This window comes from Chryseobacterium sp. CFS15 (assembly GCF_031118795.1).
Classification (GTDB): Bacteria; Bacteroidota; Bacteroidia; order Flavobacteriales; family Weeksellaceae; genus Chryseobacterium; species Chryseobacterium indoltheticum.
In genome coordinates this window covers 263,290-278,550 of record NZ_JAVHYL010000001.1, presented here as the reverse complement: position 1 = coordinate 278,550, position 15,261 = coordinate 263,290, and the positions used below count along the sequence as shown (strand labels likewise).

The following is a 15,261-nucleotide window of genomic DNA, read 5'->3' as shown; positions in this document are numbered from 1 at the left end:
TTTATAGTTTATTAAGAGATTCCTGAATATTTGATATGTTTTTGTTTAAAAGAGCTTTGTAGACTTCAATTCTTTCTTCGTCTTCTTTATGCTCCGTTTTTCTGAAATTTTTAAGATCGTCTAGTAGTTTCAATTCATCTTGCATTTTTTGAACAATTTTCTCGAACCTTATTTTTTTGTAATCATCATTGGCAAAAAAATAACGTTTTCTTTCATCCATCTTATTAACATCAATGATTAATTCTGAATTGATAAGTAAATTGAGGTTGGTAGAAACCGAGCTTTTGCTTGCTGAAAAGACTTCAACAAACTCATCAAAAGTAATTCCCACCTTATCAAAATCGAAAATGAGGTACGAATAAATTTTTGAAGCCAAAGGCGGTAGATTAAGAACGGTACCGTAAAACTTCACAGCATCCTGAAAGATTTTCTCATCTACTTCTAAACTTTTTTTCATTATTGAAAAATTTTGACAAATGTAGAAATTAGTTCGGAACTAAACGAACAAAGGTGATAGAGTTTATAAATAAACAGTTTCTTAAAGAATCAATGAGTTTTTAATTTAACCTTTTGTGTTTTTTTAAATCAACACTTTTTCAAAGGCTTTTCTTACGCCTCCTGCAAGAACAACTTCACCACAATAAGTGTATCCTTTAGATTCTAAAATCTTCAGCATGGCAATGTTGTCATAATTGGTATCAACTTTTACGCTAGCAACATTCTGAGACTTCGTAAAATCTTCAATATAATCGAAAAGTTTTTTGGCAAGTCCTTGTCCGGCAAATTTTTCTGAAACTGCAACTCTATGTACAACTACAAACTCTCCGGTTGTTAACCATTCACCATCAATTGAACTGTAGGCTGGTTCGTCGTTGAAAATCAGTGCAACGTAAACCGCAACATCATTATTAACTGTCAAAACATGGCCAAACCCTTTAGAAACATCACTTTCTACGGTTTGTAAATTGGGATATCCGTTTTGCCATTGATCACTGCCATCTTTTCTTCTGCGTTCGATAGACTGCTGTATAATTTTCCAGATGGTATCAATATCATTCGATTCCGCTTTTCTAAAATGGATTTCATTTTTATCGGTCATAAGAAGTTTATATTACAAATTTGAAAATAAAGAAATAACATATTCAATGCTACAGATTTTACCTTAAAATTTTATTAAGAATATTTTTTTAAGCTTAACACCAAAAAAACCGAAAATTAATGAGAATTAATTTTCGGTTCCGAAGTAGTAAAATTTAAAATTATGAAATTGTTTTTATTGATTCTGATTTTGTTGAAGATAAGCATCAATAATTTCAAATGCTTTCTTCTCGTCATGTAAATCTACCATTACTTTTAAACTTGTTGCTGTAGGCGTAGTTGTAAAAGTGAGATAATTATTTTCAACATCATTAGTGATCTGTGCATCGTCTAATTTAGACTTAATTAACTGAATTTCTGCAGATTTATCGCTTTCAAAAACTGAGACTCTAGTGTTACGTTCCATATAATTACATTTTGAGTATCTAAATATAGAACGTTTTTTTTAAAATTCCAAATTTGAAAGTTTTAAATTTTATTAATATTGTTTTCGATTTTGTCTATTGCAATTTGAATTTCCTCTGTTGTAACATTCAAATGTGGTCTGAATCTGATTGACTGATCGCCACAAGAAAGAATAATTAAACCATCGTTGTAAAGCTCATTTCTTAAATGATCTCTTTGCTGAGGAGATGGTAAATCTATTGCGCACATCAAACCTTTTCCTCTTGCATTAGATAATTTTTCAGGATATTTTTGAGCTAAATTCTGAAGACCTTCCAGTAGATATTCACCAACAATATTGGCATTTTCTAAAAGGTTTTCTTTTTCGATAACTTCCATTACCAATTGAAAACGCAACATGTCTATAAAGTTACCTCCAAAGGTAGAATTGATTCTTGAGCTTTCTCTGAAGACATTGTTTGGTATTTCATCAAATTTTTCTTTATTCGCCAAAACTCCACAAACCTGGGTTTTCTTGCCAAAAGAAATAATATCCGGTCTCACGCTTAAGTGTTCAAAAGCCCACATTTTGCCTGTTATTCCTATTCCGGTTTGTACTTCATCGAATATCAAAAGAACCTCATGCTCGTCACAAATATTTCTTAAACCGACAAAAAATTCGTCTCTGAAATGATTATCACCACCTTCAGCCTGTATTGGCTCTATAATGATGCATGCTACCTGATCAGGATTTGATAAAATAGCTTCTGTAATTTGAATTAACGCTAAATTTTCGTTCTTAATAGTTTCTTCTAAATTTTCTTCTGTAATTGGAAAATGTAATTTAGGATTCAGAATTCTTGGCCATTCAAACATTGGAAAATATTGATATTTTCTAGGATCTGAAGTGTTGGTCAAACTTAAAGTATAGCCGCTTCTTCCATGAAATGCCTGTCTGAAATGGATGCAGATTCCAGCTTCAATATCCAATCCTTTGTCGAAATTTTTTCTTGTTTTCCAGTCAAAACATGCTTTCATCGCATTTTCAACACCCAAAGCTCCACCTTCAATAAAAAATGCATACTGTAATTCTTTTGGCAAAACAACTCTCTCGAAAACTTCCAGAAAATGAGCATATTCTTTAGAATAAACATCTGCCAAAGTAGGTTTGTTAATTGCCATTTTTCCCAGCCAATCAGATTTTTCAACCAGATAAGGGTGATTGTACCCAATAGAAGCCGAGCCGAACATTGAGAACATATCAAGAAAATTTTTCCCTGAAACAGAATCATGAATCCAAGATCCGTGAGAGTTTTCGATATCCATTACAAAATCAAAACCGTCTGCCAAAACATGTTTACCAACGGTTTCTTTTATTTTATTTGACTGAATTTCTAATATATTGTTCATATTAATTTTAAAATTTTAAGTGAAATGGATCAGGAGATTCTGTACATTCATCTCCAAAATCTCCTGATTCTAAATTATTTTAAAGATCAAATTTAATTCCCTGAGCTAATGGAAGACTTGCTGTGTAATTAATAGTATTGGTTTGTCTTCTCATGTAGTATTTCCAGACATCAGAACCAGATTCTCTACCGCCTCCAGTTTCTTTTTCGCCACCGAAAGCTCCACCGATCTCGGCACCTGAAGTTCCAATATTTACATTGGCAATTCCACAGTCTGAACCCGCATGAGAAAGGAATAATTCTGCTTCTCTTAAATTCTGAGTCATGATTGCTGAAGATAAACCCTGTGGAACATCATTCTGAATGGCAATTGCTTCTTCTAAAGTTTTGTATTTAATTAGATATAAAATGGGTGCAAAAGTCTCGTGCTGTACGATTTCGTAAGAGTTTTTAACTTCAGCGATACATGGTTTTACATAACAACCAGATTCGTAATCTTTACCTTTCAGAACTCCACCTTCAACAACGAATTTCCCACCTTCTTTCTTACATTTTTCGATTGCCAATTCGTACTGATTGACAGCTTCAACATCGATAAGCGGCCCAACGTGCATATTTTCATCCAAAGGATTTCCGATTTTTAATTGTCCGTAAGCTTTTGCCAAGCGGTTTTTCACTTCGTCATAAACAGATTCGTGAATAATCAATCTTCTCGTAGAAGTACATCTTTGTCCTGCAGTTCCTACCGCTCCGAAAACCGCTCCGATAATTGACATATCAAGATCAGCATCTTTAGAAATAATGATTGCATTATTACCACCTAATTCTAAGATTGATTTACCAAATCTTTCAGCAACTTTAGAAGAAACCATTCTTCCGACTCTTGTAGAACCGGTGAATGAAACCAAAGCAATTCGTTTGTCATCAACCAATTTTTGTCCGATTGTGTGGTCTGCAACCAATACACTGGAAATTCCTTCAGAAAGATTATTTTCTGCTAAAACTTCATTCATAATATTCTGACATGCGATTGCACAAAGCGGAGTTTTTTCTGATGGTTTCCAGATGGTAACGTTTCCGCAAATCCAAGCTAAAGCGGTGTTCCAAGCCCAAACAGCTACCGGAAAGTTGAATGCTGTGATGATACTTACAATTCCTAGCGGATGATATTGCTCGTACATTCTGTGACCAGGTCTTTCTGAATGCATGGTGTACCCGTGAAGCTGTCTTGATAAACCCACTGCAAAATCGCAGATGTCTATCATTTCCTGCACTTCACCAAGACCTTCCTGCAAAGATTTCCCCATTTCGTAAGAAACCAGTTTACCAAGATCGTCTTTGTATTCTCTTAATTTTTGCCCAAGCTGACGTACAATTTCACCTCTTTTCGGTGCCGGTACCGTTCTGAATTCCAGAAATGCTTTTTGAGCAGATTCTATTACTTTGTCGTAATCTTTTTCGTTTGATAGTTTTACTTTGGCTATTAATCTTCCGTCTGCCGGAGAATAACTTTCTATAGATTTTCCTGATGCAAAAAATTTACCTCCTGTAGAAGTTCCCTTATTTTCATCTTTGATTCCTAAATTTTGTAATGATTTTTCAATCCCGAAATCTTTGATTTTCTTTGACATAAAAATTTAACTTTTCGTTTCCCCTAAGATAAAAAATATTATGAACCTGGAAAATTTTAATTTTTTGAATGATTTTATTTGGACTAATTATAAACATGTTTATCTTTGTAAGTAAACCTTTATAATTGCAGAAATGGAAACGAAAGAAGCTACAAACGAAGAGAATGTGGAAAAAAAGTCAAGGTGGAAGAAAATGCTGAAGAAATTCGGTATTGGCGGAATCATCTTTTTTACTGTAAAAGGAATTATCACTTCTACGCTGATTTATTTCTTAGGGAAAAACTTCTGGAGTGTAATCAGTGGTTATTTTACCGGGATTTTTCAATAAAAAAAGCAAAGAAACTTTTCTCTGCTTTTAATTTTGTTTTAATTATAAAATTTATTCTTTTTTCTTTCTTCCCGAATTGACCAAATTCTGATTAAGAAGATATTCAATCTGCCCGTTGACGCTTCTAAATTCGTCACCTGCCCATTTTTCAAGAAGTTTATAGGTAGACTCATCTATCCTTATCACGAAAGATTTTTTGCTTTTGTTTTCGGGAGAGTTCTGAGCTTTTTCTGATTTCATTTTATTATTTTTCTAGTCCAAAATTTCTTTTTAACGCAAAGGTCGCAAAGACTTTTTCTTAAAATTATTGAGTATCTTTTTCGTTCGTAAAGGCCTTCACTTAGTAAAGACCTATACTTTCTTTAATAATGAGTCTTATTTTATGAACCTTAAACTTAGCCTCAACCTTAGTTATACAAAGTTCCTGCATTTAAAATTGGCTGAGCTGCTTTCTCTCCGCATAATACCACCATTAAATTGCTTACCATTGCTGCTTTTCTTTCGTCATCCAATTCAACAATATTTTCTGCGGAAAGCTTTTTTAAAGCTAAATCTACCATTCCAACTGCACCTTCTACGATCTTAGTTCTCGCCGCTACAATTGCCGTTGCTTGTTGTCTTTGAAGCATTGCTCCTGCAATTTCAGACGCATAAGCCAAATGTGAGATTCTCGCTTCCTGAATAATAATTCCGGCTTTTGAGAGTCTGTCTGTTAATTCCTGTTCAAGTATTGAATTGATTTTTTCACCACCTTCTCTTAAAGTAATCGGCGCGTGATCGTCTTCAAGATTATCATAAGGAAAACTCATTGCCAAATGACGAACTGCCGCCTCACTCTGCATTTTTACAAAATCTGAATATCTTTCTACATCAAATGCTGCTTTGTAGGTATCTCCTACTTTCCAAACCATTACCACTGCAATTTCTATTGGATTTCCCATTTTGTCATTTACCTTCAAAGTCTGTCCCTGTAAGTTTTCTGAACGTAAAGACATTTTTTGAGATGAATACAAAGGATTAATAAAAAACAATCCGTTGTCTTTTACAGAGCCTACATATTTTCCAAAGAAATTAAGCACTCTTGAATGATTGGGTTGAATAATCATTAAACCCTTTAATAAAAAACAGGTAATAAAAAATGAAATAAGTGAAATGATGACATACGTGATATCTGGATTTTCACCATCATTGATACCATAAATAAAAAGATAAGCTGAACCTCCCAATAAAAGAAGAGAGATTACTAATGCCAAATAACCTGACATTGGTTTTAGAACTTTTTCCATGATTTTGATTTTTAGAGTGATATTATTTTGATATCATAAAGATATATATAAGTTTTGAATTATATATAATATATTATATATTATATATTATATATTATTAGTTATTAGTTATTAGTTATTAGTTTTTTTATTAAGTTTTAACCAAAAAAAATCCCGAAAGTAACTTCCGGGATTCTATATAATATATATGAATGATCTTATTTTTTCTTTAAAGCAACAAACTTAAAGTAAGATACTAAGGCTAAAGTAAACATGGTTGCCAAGCCGATGTATACCCAAGCCGGAACCGGAACCGGATCACCTGCAGCGTAAGAGTGTAATCCGCTTAAGTAATAATTTACTCCGAAATACGTCATTACCATCGAGCAGAATGCAAACATTGTTGCTACGTGGAATGCCCATCTGCTTCTCAATCCCGGAACCAATCTCATGTGTAAAACAAAAGCATATACCATGATTGAAATAAATGCCCAAGTTTCTTTTGGATCCCAACTCCAGTATCTTCCCCAAGATTCATTCGCCCAGATTCCTCCTAAGAAGTTTCCTACTGTTAATGCAAAAAGTCCGATCGTTAAAGACATTTCAGATACAATTGCCAATTCTTTTAAAGTAGAGTCATTATGAACTTTAAATAAATTCTTATCTGAGATAATATAGAATACTAATGAAATTACAGCAATAATCATTGACAATGCAAAGAAACCGTAGCTCGATACAATAATGGCAACGTGTACAATTAACCAATAAGATTTCAGTACAGGAACCAACGGTGTAATCTGCGGATCAAGCGCTGAACCTCCGTGTGCAAATCCCATCATGATAACAGCAACCATAAATCCTGCTGCAGGAATTAAAGCATTGGAAGTATTTCCTTTTTTTACAGGCTTCACTGTAGAATCTAACGTCTTTTTCCCTAAGCTTGGTTTTCCAAATCCGAAATAGAACATTAATCCTGCAGAAATTCCGACCCATGAAATGAAGATAATTGCTTCGTAACCGTTACTCCAAGGAGCGTGACCTGATATATACCATCTTGCAATCAATCCTAAGAAGTGAGCAACATACCCTGCAATTCCTACATAAATAATTCCTTTGATGATTCTGTTAAGAGTTTTATTAGGCTTAAATAATTCTACAAAACCTAAAATCAATAGTAAACCACCGATGATTGTATAGAAAATCAATAATTTGAAATTGATATCAGCTTTATTAATGAAAACTTCAAGATTCACTTTAGTTTCTGACGGAACTACTGCTTTCGCCCATTTTTGCTGATAGTCTGAAAGCTTTTTCAACTCAGCATCTGCTTTGCTCCAGTCGCCTGTTTTTTGTGCCTGAAGTGCTTCTGCGAAATACGGTCCCATTACTTTCTGAGATTCCATATCCGGCTCCATTTTTTGGTCTAACCAAGAATGCCAGGTATGATTCGGGTCGTTTTTCACAGGAACGATTCTCATAAACTGTCCGCTGAAGAATTCATTAAAAATCTGTACTCTTTCGTTTAGTTTAATAATTTGCTTATCGTATTCAGATTGTTCTGCTGGTTTTTTACGGAATGCGGTGTTGTAATCGGCATCCAAAATATAAGTAAGGTTTCCGCTTCCATCAGACGGGAAAAGATTCATCAAAGAAGTGTAACCATCTTCGTCGGCTTTTGTTTTTCTCAGAAGTTCTTCACCTCCTTTTGCATCCACTTTGATTAAAGGAACCATTGTCCAGCTTGGTGTATCTGTATTGATCGATAAGAACCATTGTTCAGCCGTTAGGTATTTTCCGTCAGTTCCTTTAAATTTATCTCTTTTATAAAGTTTTCTTAAAACATCCAAAGCCTGAGTATTGATCGGTACAATTCTACCTTCATAATTCTGTACCAAAAGATAACCAAACTTATCTGCATGTTCTTTAGTGATTTTATTTCTGGCAATTATTTCGTCAGGCGAAATCATTCTCATTTTCGTTAAAGGAGCTGCCAAAGAATTCTGTTGATTTCCTTGTGGCTGAACTGCTTGAGGAGCAATATCATGAGTATGACCGTCTCCTTCTACATGTACGTGTTCTCTGCTACCGTCTGAAGTACCGTGAGTTTCGATTTTCTGAGCGCTCAAACTTAAGCTTAAGAATAATAAAATTACCGTTGCAGCTCTTTTCTTGTTGATGTCTTTCAGCATTTTATTAAGCTTCCAGAAGTGGGTTCCTTTCCAGAAGAACATCACAAACATACCTCCGAATAAAAATGCATAACCAATATAAGAAATTAAAGTTCCCCAAAAGTCATGATTTACAGATAATAAAGTTCCCATTCTGTCTGGCGTATAACTCGCCTGGAAAAAGCGGTAACCTTTATAATTAAGAACGTTATTCATATAGATTTTATAAGGAGTCTGTTTTCCTTCATCGATGATTTTTATGTGACTTTCGTATGCACTGGGAGATGAACTTCCGGGATAAGTTTCCATTACGAAATCATCCAGTTTTATAGCAAAAGGAGTGGTATAAATTTTAGGGCCAAAACCAACCATAATATTCAGACCATCCATTGTTACTTGTTTGTAAGCATTGGGGTTTCCTCTTTCTACAGAGAGTTCTACGATTTGTTTCGTTTTCGGGCCTTCAATTTCTATCGTCATCGCATCAGGAACATTCTGATCTTTCTTTCTATCGCCTTCAAAAGCCATTAGTTTACCTTTTCTAAGACCTTCCGGAACAACCAGTTTCAATTCATTAATGCTGTAAAGACTTCTCAAAACCAAAGGTTGGTACTGATCTTTAGCAGTATTTCCTGTTGCCTGAGTAGCCATCGTCATATAAGTTGCATCAACAGGAGTTTTAATCATCATTTGCCCGTTTACTTGTTTAAATTCTACAGCTCCGTCAATAGCTCTGTTGAAAGTAACCAAAGTTCCGTTGATTGATTTTGTTTCGCCGGATTTGATGTAAATATTCTGTCTTCCTGTTTCTGCAGTCGACACCAAATGAAGATATTCTGCTCCGTTTTTATCAGCAACTAAACTGTCTTTTTTTCTCTGAACATAGTCCAAAGTTTTTATCTTAACCGGTTTTCCGTGGAAATCATAAGTTGCTTTAAAATCTTTATGTAGCGGAGACATCAAATAAGGAACATCCTGATAATTCAGCACATCACCTTTATCTTCGATCTGAATTTTAAAGAATTGTTTGTCGGTAACAATTTCGTTTGAAGTTTCACCTTCTCTGATGCTCATTTGACCTTCAAAACTGATGTATCTGGTAATAGCGCCTCCAACGAAAATAAAGATAAATGAAAGGTGAAATACCAATACAGGCCATTTTTCTCTTTTCCAAAGACGGTATCGCCCAATGTTTCCCACAAAATTGATGATGAGGAGAAGCATAATGAGTTCAAACCATTTTGCTTCATAAATTAAGGCTTTTGCGGTTGGTGTTCCGTAATCGTTTTCTAGGAACGTTGCATATGCCATGGCAAATGCATAAACCAGCAATAGAACAGCCATTGTTCTGGTGGAGATAATTATATCCTGCAGCTTCTTCATGATATTTTTTACTTGACATGCAAAAATAAGGATGATAAACCGAAAGGAGGCTAAAAAAAGCTGTTTTTTGTCACTTAAAAAGGGATTTTGCTTATTTTTAAACGTTCTTAATAAGCTTTATTTTATTAAATTAACCATAAAAATAAGGCGTAATTATCTTCCTAAAATGTCACATCAAAAAACAAACGTGTTTTCTCCTAAAAAATATTTAAAATCTAAAAAAAACATTAAATTTGCCCAGACTGACATTATGGAAAAGAAATCACAAAAAAACCAACAGGAAATGCCTGAGGCAGGCAAAATCTTATCAAAACCACGTATTTTTTTCGGACTTACATTTATTGTTTTTGCCGGAGTGCTTACGCTGTCTTTTATTTCATATTTAATGAACTGGAAGGCAGATCAGAGCCAGGCCGGAACTATATTGGATAAGACGATAAAATCATCAAACATATTTGGAAAACTTGGCGATTGGCTTGGTAATATTTTCATTTTTGAAAGTATTGGTATTGCTTCATTTATTGTTGCTTTTCTATTTGTAGTCTTCGGAACAATGATTTTAAAGAAAAAAATCTTTAAACCGTGGATGACTTTCGGGCACTCGCTTTTTTTCATTTGCTGGTTACCAATTTTATTGGGTGCTATTACAAGAGGCAATGGTAATGGTGGAGTGTTAAGCGGGGTTTACGGCTATCAAATTATGGATTCCCTTTCTGCGATTATCGGAAATGTTGGTCTTTGGGTGGTCTTAATTGTGAGTATTGCCCTGTATTTTATTCTTGAATTTAATCTTCGGCCAAGCTCAATAAAAGCTAAACTTGATGTAATTAATGAAAATACCATCGGTAAAGTAAGATCGATGATGCCAAATTCTGATCAGAGTTTTGATGCCGATCAGGAATTGGAAGAAGAAGTAATTGAAGAAACACCAAATATTACCGTAACCGATCTATCCGAAAATAGAAAAAAACCTGAAGCGACCAAGCAAGCTCCGGTTATTCAGGAAACTCAGCCGATTGCAGAAGTAGAAACAATTGTGACACCGAATCAGACTTCTTTTGAGGAAGACAAAGAAGCGGCGCCTACTTTAAACTTAAATATTACAACAACACCTACAATTCCTGCTATAAAACCTGAAGATGCTTTTGATGCTCCTGTTTTAAGCTCTTCTGAAACGGATGACATCAAATTTAAAGTTGAAGTTGCTCCGGTTATTGATATTATTGATGATGCAGACAAGCAGTCTCAGGATTTGGTTGATAAACATGGTTTGTATGATCATCGATTAGATTTGGCAAAATTCCAAATGCCGACTTTAGATTTGTTGAAAGAATACGGAAATGAAGAAATTTCGATTAATAAGGAAGAATTAGAAGAAAATAAAAATAAAATTGTCGGACTTCTAAAAAACTTTAATGTCGGAATTGCTGAAATTAAAGCGACGATCGGGCCAACAGTGACTTTGTATGAAATTGTTCCGGAAGCTGGAATCAGAGTGGCTTCAATTAAAAAATTACAGGATGATATCGCCTTGAATCTTTCTGCTTTAGGAATCAGAATTATTGCGCCAATGCCTGGAAAAGGAACGATTGGTATTGAAGTTCCGAGAAAAAATCCGACGATGGTTTCTATGAGATCGGTGATTGCTTCTCAGAAATTCCAGAATACAGATATGGATTTGCCTGTTGTTTTTGGTAAAACAATTTCGAATGAAGTGTTTATGGCAGATTTAGCAAAAATGCCTCACCTTTTGATGGCGGGAGCAACCGGACAAGGAAAATCTGTCGGAATCAATGCAATCCTGACTTCCCTACTCTACAAAAAACACCCAAGTGAATTGAAGTTTGTAATGGTAGATCCTAAAAAAGTGGAACTCTCATTATATTCAAAAATTGAAAGACATTATCTGGCAAAACTTCCGGATTCTGACGATGCAATCATTACAGACACCAATAAAGTAATCAATACTTTGAATTCTCTATGTATTGAGATGGATCAGCGTTATGATTTACTTAAAAATGCATTCTGTAAAAATTTAAAGGAATACAATAAAAAATTCACCGAAAGAAAATTAAATCCTGAAAACGGTCACCGTTATTTACCTTATATTGTTTTGGTAGTCGATGAGTTTGCAGATTTGATTATGACTGCCGGAAAAGAAGTTGAACTTCCCATTGCGAGATTGGCACAGTTGGCAAGAGCGGTAGGAATTCACTTGATCGTAGCGACACAAAGACCTTCTGTAAATGTTATTACAGGGATGATTAAAGCCAATTTCCCTGCAAGAGCTGCATTCAGAGTAATTTCGAGTGTAGATTCCAGAACAATTTTAGATTCTACAGGTGCAGATCAGCTGATTGGTAAAGGAGATATGCTTTATTTTAACGGAAACGAAATTTTAAGACTTCAATGTGCATTTGTAGATACTCCGGAAGTTGAAAGACTTGCTGAGTTTATTGGAGAACAAAAAGGATATGCTTCTGCCTTTTTACTTCCCGAATATGTTTCAGAAGAAGCGACAAGTACAGTTGGTGCATTTGATCCTAACGAAAAAGATGCTTTGTTTGAAGAAGCGGCAAGAATTATTGTTTCCACTCAGCAAGGCTCTACTTCAATGCTTCAAAGACAATTGAAATTGGGTTATAACAGAGCCGGAAGAATTATGGATCAATTGGAGGCAAGCGGTATCGTTGGCGGATTTAATGGTGCTAAAGCCAGAGAAGTTTTGATAAGCGATCTGTATTCTTTGGAGCAATTTTTAGAAGATTTAAGAAATTAATAACAACTTTAAAAATATAAAAGATGAAAATTTTAAAATTTACAAAAGGAATTTTTCTTGTTTCGACAATATTGATGTTATCTTCCTGCGCTTTGAAATCAATTCCCAGTGATTATAGTACAGTAAAATTAGATATTGTAAACACAGAAAGTTTGGGCAATGGCAAAGTTTTGATTTATAATGGTGCAGGAATATTACATTCAGCAGACAATACCGCAAGATTAAATGTTTGGGTTGATGCTAAATCGCTCGGACAAATCAAAGCTCGAGAATATCTGATTGTTGATCTTAATAAAGGAAATCACGAGTTTAAAATTCTTCACATCGATATGGTAAATATGAGAAGCACTCATGAGATTAATATTAATGAAAATACAAAAGTAATCAGATTAGAACCTACTATCACATCAAACAAAGCAACTGTTACAAATATTTTGCCTGATAATTTCGATAAATACAGATATAGAATTGAGCATAATAAATAGATAAGCTTTTTTGTATCGATCATTTGGAACAGTTTTTGGAAGATTTGCGAAATTAAAATTTAAAAACATCCAATTTTAACTTTCAGGTTGTACGAAAGTCTAAAGAATAGGAAAAATCAGAAAAATAGAAATGAAAAAAATAATATCAAAAATAGTTGTAGGAACATTAGTCGTAGGAAGTATCGATTCTGTACAGGCTCAGAAAATTGATGCTAAAGCAAAAAAAATATTAGACGATATTACGGCCAACTACAATTCTAAGAAAAACTCATATTTCAAATTTGCTTTTGGAAGCGGAATGAACGGAGCGGTTTCTAAAACTGAGCCCGGCATTTATTATTCGGCAGGTAATAAATACAAGTTGAAAATCATGGAAACCGAGCAGATTTTTGACGGAAATAAAATCTATAATATCAATACTGAAGACATGGAAGTAACGGTGGCAAAACCAAATGCAAACAGTACCATGTTCTCTCCTATCAATTATCTTACGACTTACAGAAAAGATTACAATGTTGTGTATGGCGGTAAAAAGGCTGTTGACGGTGTGAATGCAGACTTGATTAAATTAACTCCGGTAAAAGCAAACGGATTAAAGTATATCTATCTGTATGTAGACTCAGCCAAAAAACAAATGCTGAAACTAGAGCAATACGGAAACAATAAAGATATCTCTGTAATTGCGATAAAAGAATACAAAGAAAATCAGCAATTAGACCCGAATATGTTTGTTTTTGACAAAGCAAAATTCAAAAATTATCTTGTTACAGAATTATAATTCTAAATAAATATTAAAATTTAAAAGTCACAAAGAAAACTTTGTGGCTTTTTCATTAATTTTGGCGAATGTTTAAAATCTTAGACCGATATATCATCAAGACCTTTTTTGGTCCGTTTTTATTTATATTCAGTGTACTGTTTTTTATATTTATTGTAAACATTATCTGGATTCAGCTTGGTCAGTTTATGGGTAAAGGTTTAACGACTTTACAGATCATGAAGCTCCTTTTCTATCTTGGAGTAAGTGTTGTAAGTATGGTTTTACCGTTGACGGTTTTATTGGCAAGTATCATGTCTTTCGGTGAACTGGGAGAACGCTACGAACTTGCAGCAATGAAAGCTGCCGGAATTTCTTTAACGCGAGTGATGATGCCGCTTTTAGGGGTAACAGCTGTTTTAGCAGTCATGCTCTATTTTTTCTCAAATAATATTATCCCCGACTTTCAGAGAAAAGCAAAAAATATGCTTTTTAATATTGCTCAAACCAAGCCGGCATTAAATTTTACTCCGGGACAGTTTATTGATCAGTTACCCGGTGTGATGGTAAAATTTGATAAAATTAAAGGCGAAGATGGTAGAGATCTGGAAGGTATTTTCATTCATAAAAAAGCCGGCAATTATGAAAACCAGCAGACAATAGTAGCTGAAAAAGGAAAGTTTGCTAATGCAAAAAACCGAAAATTCATGAAGCTTATTTTGTATAACGGAAGTGTCATTGAAGACAGTTATGCCGGAAAAGCTGATAATGTAAGATTAAAGCAACCCGATCAGGCTACAAAATTTGACACCTTAACGATTCACTTCGATATCAGTGAATTGATTGATAAGGCTATCGAAAAAGAACAGATCACGGATGATTACCGTTTTCAGACCTATACAGAGCTTCTGGCCACGATTGATAAAACTAAAAAAGATAACAACAGAACGGTAGATAATATCAGTAACGATATTATTAACCAAACCAATTCTGTAGTTACTTATATGGATAAAAACAAGACCAAAGCTCCTGTAAAATCACAATATAAGCTCGATTCTATAAAAGGCGAAAAAAAATTGCAACTTCTTACGAATGCATATTCGAGGCTTGATAATCTGAAAACAAGTTTAGATACAAAAAATAAAGAGCTGGATCCAAGCGTTAAATATTTCAGTAAAGTCGTTATTTACCAGCAAAGAATCCTTACCTACTCTTTTACGTGTATCATTTTCTTTATGATTGGGGCGAGTTTAGGATCTATTATCAGAAAAGGAGGAATGGGAGTTCCGGTAATTATAGCGATTGTAATATTCATTATTTTCTACGTAATAAATGTAGGTTTTGAAAATATTGCATGGTCGGGGAAAATGAGCCCGTATTTGGCGGCCTGGCTTCCAAACATTATATTATTCCCGTTCGGAATTTTAATGACTTATAAAGCCTTGACAGATTCTCAGTTGTTTGATTCTGAGAAATACAAAGCCTTCTTCAAACCAATTACGAAACTTTTCGTAAAACAGAAAGAGCATCAGCGTTATCAATAACAATCAAATCCGGAAGAAATTTCGGATTTT

Annotated in this window: 13 protein-coding genes; 5 read left to right on the top strand and 8 right to left on the bottom strand. The window is 34.2% G+C overall.

What is annotated here, in order from left to right:
* Nucleotide 1: 1 nt before the first annotated feature.
* The 5 genes from OH814_RS01330 to OH814_RS01310 all read right to left on the bottom strand — a co-directional run bounded on the left by OH814_RS01330 (nucleotide 2) and on the right by OH814_RS01310 (nucleotide 4,522).
* Nucleotides 2–457, bottom strand: coding sequence for a GbsR/MarR family transcriptional regulator (locus OH814_RS01330; RefSeq protein ID WP_115619049.1), 456 nt, complete (start codon nucleotides 455–457; stop codon nucleotides 2–4).
* 123 nt (nucleotides 458–580) lie between these two features.
* On the bottom strand, nucleotides 581–1,099 hold the full coding sequence (locus tag OH814_RS01325; protein WP_308826815.1) for a GNAT family N-acetyltransferase: 519 nt from the start codon (nucleotides 1,097–1,099) through the stop codon (nucleotides 581–583).
* 174 nt (nucleotides 1,100–1,273) lie between these two features.
* On the bottom strand, nucleotides 1,274–1,504 hold the full coding sequence (locus OH814_RS01320; RefSeq protein ID WP_076558336.1) for a DUF2007 domain-containing protein: 231 nt from the start codon (nucleotides 1,502–1,504) through the stop codon (nucleotides 1,274–1,276).
* A 62-nt stretch (nucleotides 1,505–1,566) separates the two neighbouring features.
* Nucleotides 1,567–2,892 carry an L-lysine 6-transaminase gene (gene lat, locus OH814_RS01315; RefSeq protein ID WP_076558334.1) on the bottom strand — a complete coding sequence of 442 codons (1,326 nt, stop codon included), beginning with the start codon at nucleotides 2,890–2,892 and terminating at the stop codon, nucleotides 1,567–1,569.
* Between the two features lie 79 nt (nucleotides 2,893–2,971).
* Nucleotides 2,972–4,522 carry an aldehyde dehydrogenase family protein gene (locus tag OH814_RS01310; RefSeq protein ID WP_123885036.1) on the bottom strand — a complete coding sequence of 517 codons (1,551 nt, stop codon included), beginning with the start codon at nucleotides 4,520–4,522 and terminating at the stop codon, nucleotides 2,972–2,974.
* A 133-nt stretch (nucleotides 4,523–4,655) separates the two neighbouring features.
* Between OH814_RS01310 and OH814_RS01305 the strand changes: the two genes are divergently transcribed.
* On the top strand, nucleotides 4,656–4,850 hold the full coding sequence (locus OH814_RS01305) for a hypothetical protein (protein WP_115619052.1): 195 nt from the start codon (nucleotides 4,656–4,658) through the stop codon (nucleotides 4,848–4,850).
* Between the two features lie 51 nt (nucleotides 4,851–4,901).
* Here OH814_RS01305 and OH814_RS01300 read toward each other — a convergent pair whose 3' ends face one another.
* The 3 genes from OH814_RS01300 to ccsA all read right to left on the bottom strand — a co-directional run bounded on the left by OH814_RS01300 (nucleotide 4,902) and on the right by ccsA (nucleotide 9,666).
* Nucleotides 4,902–5,090, bottom strand: a complete 189-nt coding sequence (locus tag OH814_RS01300) for an Arc family DNA binding domain-containing protein (RefSeq protein ID WP_115619053.1) — start codon at nucleotides 5,088–5,090, stop codon at nucleotides 4,902–4,904.
* Between the two features lie 167 nt (nucleotides 5,091–5,257).
* Complete coding sequence (locus tag OH814_RS01295) at nucleotides 5,258–6,136, bottom strand: SPFH domain-containing protein (protein WP_115619054.1); 879 nt, start codon at nucleotides 6,134–6,136, stop codon at nucleotides 5,258–5,260.
* A gap of 197 nt (nucleotides 6,137–6,333) precedes the next feature.
* Complete coding sequence (gene ccsA / locus OH814_RS01290; RefSeq protein WP_308826814.1) at nucleotides 6,334–9,666, bottom strand: cytochrome c biogenesis protein CcsA; 3,333 nt, start codon at nucleotides 9,664–9,666, stop codon at nucleotides 6,334–6,336.
* Between the two features lie 250 nt (nucleotides 9,667–9,916).
* Here ccsA and OH814_RS01285 point away from each other — a divergent pair, with 250 nt between their 5' ends.
* From OH814_RS01285 to OH814_RS01270, 4 genes are all read left to right on the top strand, one after another.
* Nucleotides 9,917–12,445, top strand: coding sequence for a DNA translocase FtsK 4TM domain-containing protein (locus tag OH814_RS01285; RefSeq protein ID WP_308826813.1), 2,529 nt, complete (start codon nucleotides 9,917–9,919; stop codon nucleotides 12,443–12,445).
* Between the two features lie 23 nt (nucleotides 12,446–12,468).
* Nucleotides 12,469–12,930 carry a hypothetical protein gene (locus OH814_RS01280; RefSeq protein WP_308826812.1) on the top strand — a complete coding sequence of 154 codons (462 nt, stop codon included), beginning with the start codon at nucleotides 12,469–12,471 and terminating at the stop codon, nucleotides 12,928–12,930.
* Between the two features lie 130 nt (nucleotides 12,931–13,060).
* Nucleotides 13,061–13,708 carry an outer membrane lipoprotein carrier protein LolA gene (locus OH814_RS01275; RefSeq protein WP_308826811.1) on the top strand — a complete coding sequence of 216 codons (648 nt, stop codon included), beginning with the start codon at nucleotides 13,061–13,063 and terminating at the stop codon, nucleotides 13,706–13,708.
* A 68-nt stretch (nucleotides 13,709–13,776) separates the two neighbouring features.
* Nucleotides 13,777–15,231 (top strand): LptF/LptG family permease, encoded by a 1,455-nt coding sequence (locus OH814_RS01270; RefSeq protein ID WP_123885041.1) that lies wholly within the window; start codon nucleotides 13,777–13,779, stop codon nucleotides 15,229–15,231.
* Nucleotides 15,232–15,261: the final 30 nt, after the last annotated feature.